General features: G+C 45.8%; 6 protein-coding genes. 2 read left to right on the forward strand and 4 right to left on the reverse strand.

Annotated features, from left to right (window positions below):
- Positions 1-29: 29 nt before the first annotated feature.
- Together Q0620_RS10775 and Q0620_RS10780 are read left to right on the forward strand one after the other, a co-directional pair.
- Positions 30-548: a hypothetical protein gene (locus Q0620_RS10775; protein ID WP_298785169.1), complete on the forward strand. Its 519-nt coding sequence runs from the start codon at positions 30-32 to the stop codon at positions 546-548.
- Positions 549-597: 49 nt separating this feature from the next.
- Positions 598-1101: a hypothetical protein gene (locus Q0620_RS10780; RefSeq protein WP_298785170.1), complete on the forward strand. Its 504-nt coding sequence runs from the start codon at positions 598-600 to the stop codon at positions 1099-1101.
- Between the two features lie 116 nt (positions 1102-1217).
- Here the strand turns inward: Q0620_RS10780 and Q0620_RS10785 are convergent, their stop codons facing one another.
- Genes Q0620_RS10785 through Q0620_RS10800 form a run of 4 tightly spaced genes read right to left on the reverse strand, consistent with a single transcriptional unit; the run spans position 1218 to position 4047 of the window.
- Positions 1218-1772, reverse strand: coding sequence for a 2-oxoacid:acceptor oxidoreductase family protein (locus Q0620_RS10785; protein ID WP_298785172.1), 555 nt, complete (start codon positions 1770-1772; stop codon positions 1218-1220).
- Positions 1769-2614, reverse strand: a complete 846-nt coding sequence (locus Q0620_RS10790; protein ID WP_298785174.1) for a 2-oxoglutarate ferredoxin oxidoreductase subunit beta — start codon at positions 2612-2614, stop codon at positions 1769-1771. The genes Q0620_RS10785 and Q0620_RS10790 overlap by 4 nt, the downstream gene beginning before the upstream one ends.
- Positions 2615-3736: a 2-oxoglutarate synthase subunit alpha gene (locus tag Q0620_RS10795; protein ID WP_298785176.1), complete on the reverse strand. Its 1122-nt coding sequence runs from the start codon at positions 3734-3736 to the stop codon at positions 2615-2617. It abuts the gene before it with no gap.
- On the reverse strand, positions 3736-4047 hold the full coding sequence (locus tag Q0620_RS10800; protein ID WP_177388316.1) for a 4Fe-4S binding protein: 312 nt from the start codon (positions 4045-4047) through the stop codon (positions 3736-3738). The genes Q0620_RS10795 and Q0620_RS10800 overlap by 1 nt, the downstream gene beginning before the upstream one ends.
- Between the last annotated feature and the right edge of the window lie 202 nt (positions 4048-4249).

Raw genomic sequence — 4249 nt, forward strand, 5'->3', positions numbered from 1 at the left:
ATAATCGCCGCTTAAAAATAGGGGCGGCGATGAAAAAATTCTATCTTAAAATTTGGCTACTTGCGCTTGTGGCGGCATTTGCGGCAATCCCTGCTGTGGCAGCGGAAGACTTGGATTTTTTATTAAAAAGCAAAGAAGAAAAAGATTTAGCGATTGCTTGCGATAGCGGCGACGGAAAATACAGCGCATGCACGAAACTCGTCGAAATTTTATCTAAGAAATGCGACGACGGAGATTATGAAAGCTGCGGATTGCTCGGTCTAGCGCTTCTCAGTTCTATGGACAGATATGAGGACTCTGCCTATGCTTGTAAAAAAGCCTGTGAAGCCGGCGCAGCAAACTATTGCTATGTATTAAGTGTAATCGAAATACGGTACAGCGGGGACATAAATTCAGCCATGAAATATCTTGGGAAGACATGCAAAAGAATAGATAGCGTATATAAAAACGAAGCGTGCAAGATAAAAGAGGAATTGGAAAAATGCCTAAATGACAGCGAGTGCAATCCTATAAAAAAAGCAAGAATTTTGTTAAAAAGCGTAAGATGATGTTGTTTAAAAAGCCGCTTTATATATCAAATTTTAAATAGGAGAGAAAATGCAGAAAATTAAATTTATAATTCTAGCTTTGATATTTTCAATATGCTCTAGTATGGCAAGACCCATGGATTCGAGCTTTTTCAAAACTTGGGAGGAAAAAGAGCTAAATTTAGAGTGTGATAGCGGCGATGGAAAATATAGCGCATGCACGAAACTGGTCGAAATTTTATCCAAAAAGTGCGATAGCGGAGATTACGAAAGCTGCGGATCGCTCGGCGCGGTGCTTTTGGTTACAATGGGTAGATATAAAGATTCCGTTTCAGCATTAAAGAAAGCTTGCGAGGCGGATATGATGTATTATTGCTTTTTGCTAGCAGGGAATGAAATACTTTACGGCGGAAATATACATAGGGCTATCGGATACTTTGATAGGGTTTGTTACGGAGAAGAGAGCGACAAGAAGGATTTTTCTTGCAAAATAAAGGAGCAATTAGAAATTTGCTTAAATGACAGCGAGTGTAATCCTATAAGAAAAGCGATGAGTATACTTGTACCAAAATAAAAATTTTAACAACGCGATAAATTTCATCCTTATAGCTGATGCACTTCGCAAAAAAAGCAAGAATAAAGCCGCTAGAATATTACCGCCCACTTCTATCGTTTCGCTGCCATAAAATTTTACTCCGTCTCAAAAACCTCTCTCGCGTATTTTATCCCCAAATCATACGCCTTTTCATTTAGCGCACGGGTTTTTTCAGGCACAGAGCGGAGCATTTGCTCTTTTACGAGCCCTGAGTCCATACATTGGCTAAGCTCTACTGCGATCGCTAGAGCCACGACACTTTGGGTGATGACATTTCCAACTTCGTATTTTGCGATGGTAATGATTGGAATTTCATAAATTTTAAAGCTTGCCCTATCCTCATCGCTCGGTGCTACTAAATTCGGCTCGATTACGATCACGCCGCCTTTTTTCACGCCATTTTTGAAAGCATCGTAGCTGCTCTGCGCCGTTGCGAGCATGAAATCGATCTCGCCCTCACTCGCGTAAGGATATAGAATTTCTTCATCGCTTAAGATAATATCCACTTTCGTAGGTCCGCCACGTACCTGAGAGGTATACGTAGATGCCTTGATTCCATAGCCGCCGTGCGCGATCTTTGCCGCAGCTAGAATTTCACCCGCTAAGATCACGCCTTGACCGCCCACTCCCACAAATCTTAATTGATTCATCTTAGTCCTTCAAAATTTATCACTTCGCCGCTTTGTGCCGCGTCTATCACCTTTTGATACGCCTTTGTGTATTCGGTGTGCTCATTATCTTCGTGTAAAACTCCAAGCGGAAATAGCCCTGCTCGCTCATCCTCGCTAAGAGCGTCAAATTTTACTTTAGAGACCGTGCGCGAATCAAGCCACTTTAGCATTTGCACCGCCTCGCTCATTTTATTTTTACGACCCAAATTTACGTGACAGTTGCTAAAAATATCAAAAAAACTATAACCATCGTGCTCAAAGCCCTTGGCTAGAAGTCGCTCGATTTTTTCGGGATTTGTCACGCTCTCGCGTCCGACAAAAGTTGCTCCGGCAGCGATCGCAAGTTTCGCCGCATCAAAGCTGGGATCGACATTGCCGTATTGCGCCGTAACCGTCCAAAACCCACGCGGCGTCGTAGGGCTCGTCTGCGAGTTTGTAAGCCCATAGATGAAATTATTTACCAAGATATGATTTAGATTGATATTGCGGCGGCATCCATGGATCGTGTGATTGCCCCCTATCGCAAGCCCGTCGCCATCGCCAGTGACTACTATTACGTGCTTACCTGGATTTGCAAGCTTGATACCCGTAGCATAAGCTATCGCACGCCCGTGCGTCGTATGGACGGTATTGCAGTCTATGTAACTCGACATCCTGCCGCTACAGCCGATACCGCTTACCACGCACACATCGTCCATGCTCCAGCCTACGCGGTCAATCGCGCGGATGATCGCTTTTAAGATCACTCCGTCGCCGCAGCCCCAGCACCAAAGTGTAGGCATCTTGTCCGTTCTTAGATATTTGTCGTAATCAAACGCCATTTAAAGCTCCTTTACTTTCTCGATAATCTCGCTAGGGCTGATCGGTCTGCCGTTTGCCTTAAGAAGCGTCTTAAAATCATCCCTCAAACAAGCGCGCTGCACCTCTAGCAGATACTGCCCTAAATTTAGCTCGGCGATCAAAATTTTATTAAATCTCTCCCCTAGCTCCTTTAGCTTGCGCGCAGGGCTTGGCCATAGCGTAATCGGGCGAAAAAGTCCCACACGCACGCCCTGCCCTCGTAGCTTTAAAATCGCGTCTTTTGCTGCTAAGCTAACGCTGCCGTAGGCGATGATGCAAGCATCAGCGTCATCTAGCATAAATTCCTCGTATTGCAAGATCTCATCTTCATGCGCCGAAATTTTATTAAAAAGCCTTTTTATAGAGCGATCCACAATCTGCTCGTTTTCAGTTGGAAAGCCCTTCGCGCCGTGATGCAGCCCCGTTATGTGATAGTGGTATCCCCTAAAAAATGGATTTAGCACCGCAGGCTTATCGGGCGCAGCGTCGTAGGGCTCATAATCTTTCGGACTACCTTTAAATTCCGCCCTGCGTTCGATTTTTAAATCCGAAATTTCAGGGAGCATCGCCTTAGCCTGCATATGCCCAAGCGTCTCATCAAGTAGCAAAAATACCGGCGTCATAAACCGCTCGGCTAGATTGAAGGCGCGCACGGTTTGCGTGTAAGCCTCCTTTAGTGAGCCCGGGCACAGCGCGATGCTTTGAAAATCGCCGTGAGTAGGGTTGCGAGCTTGCAAAATATCGCCCTGCGCCACTCGCGTAGGAAGCCCGGTGCTAGGACCTCCGCGCATAACATTTACGATTAAAAGCGGAATTTCAGCGATGAAGCCAAGTCCAATCTGCTCTGATTTTAGCGAAATTCCAGGGCCGGAGCTTGCCGTCATCGCCTTTGCACCGCTCATCGACGCGCCTAAAGCTACCGAAATACCCGAAATTTCATCCTCCATCTGGATAAATTTACCTCCGACCTTAGGTAGCAAGCGACTCATCTCGTGCGCGATCTCGCTGCTCGGCGTGATCGGGTAGCCGCCGAAAAAATTACAGCCGCAATCAATCGCCGCACGCGCAATTAAGGCGTTACCTGTGGAAATTACCTCTCTCATTATGCGTCCTTGGGTTTCATAAAATTATTGTTTTTGATTTTTTCAGCCATCTCTCTAGCCTGCGAGCTTAGACGAGCGAATTTAAAGCCCTTGGGCGCAACGAAAATCGCAAAATCCGGGCAGTGCAACTCGCACTCCCTACAGCCGATACAGGCGCCCTCATCCACCACGTCGATCATCATGCCCTGCACGGCGCCCTCGTCCTGTCTCATCGCGATCGCGCCGCTAGGACAGACGCTTACGCAGATGTTGCACGCCTTACAGCGGCTCTCATCCGTCCAGACGGCGCGCTGGCTCTCATTTTCGCTCATATTTTCTCCTTAATTTATCAAAATCCGCACTAAATCCCGCTTCGCGATTTAAAATTTGAAATTTTGCGGCGCAAGCCTGCTTTGATCGCATTAAAGTCCTCTCGTTTTTAAATTTTGCAGAATTTAAATTTTAAAATTTTGTGGCGTTTAAAAATTTTACGCCACGCAGAATTCTGCGCCAAAGTAAAATTTTAATCTATGA

This window comes from uncultured Campylobacter sp. (genome assembly GCF_938017615.1).
Taxonomy (GTDB): Bacteria; Campylobacterota; Campylobacteria; order Campylobacterales; family Campylobacteraceae; genus Campylobacter_B.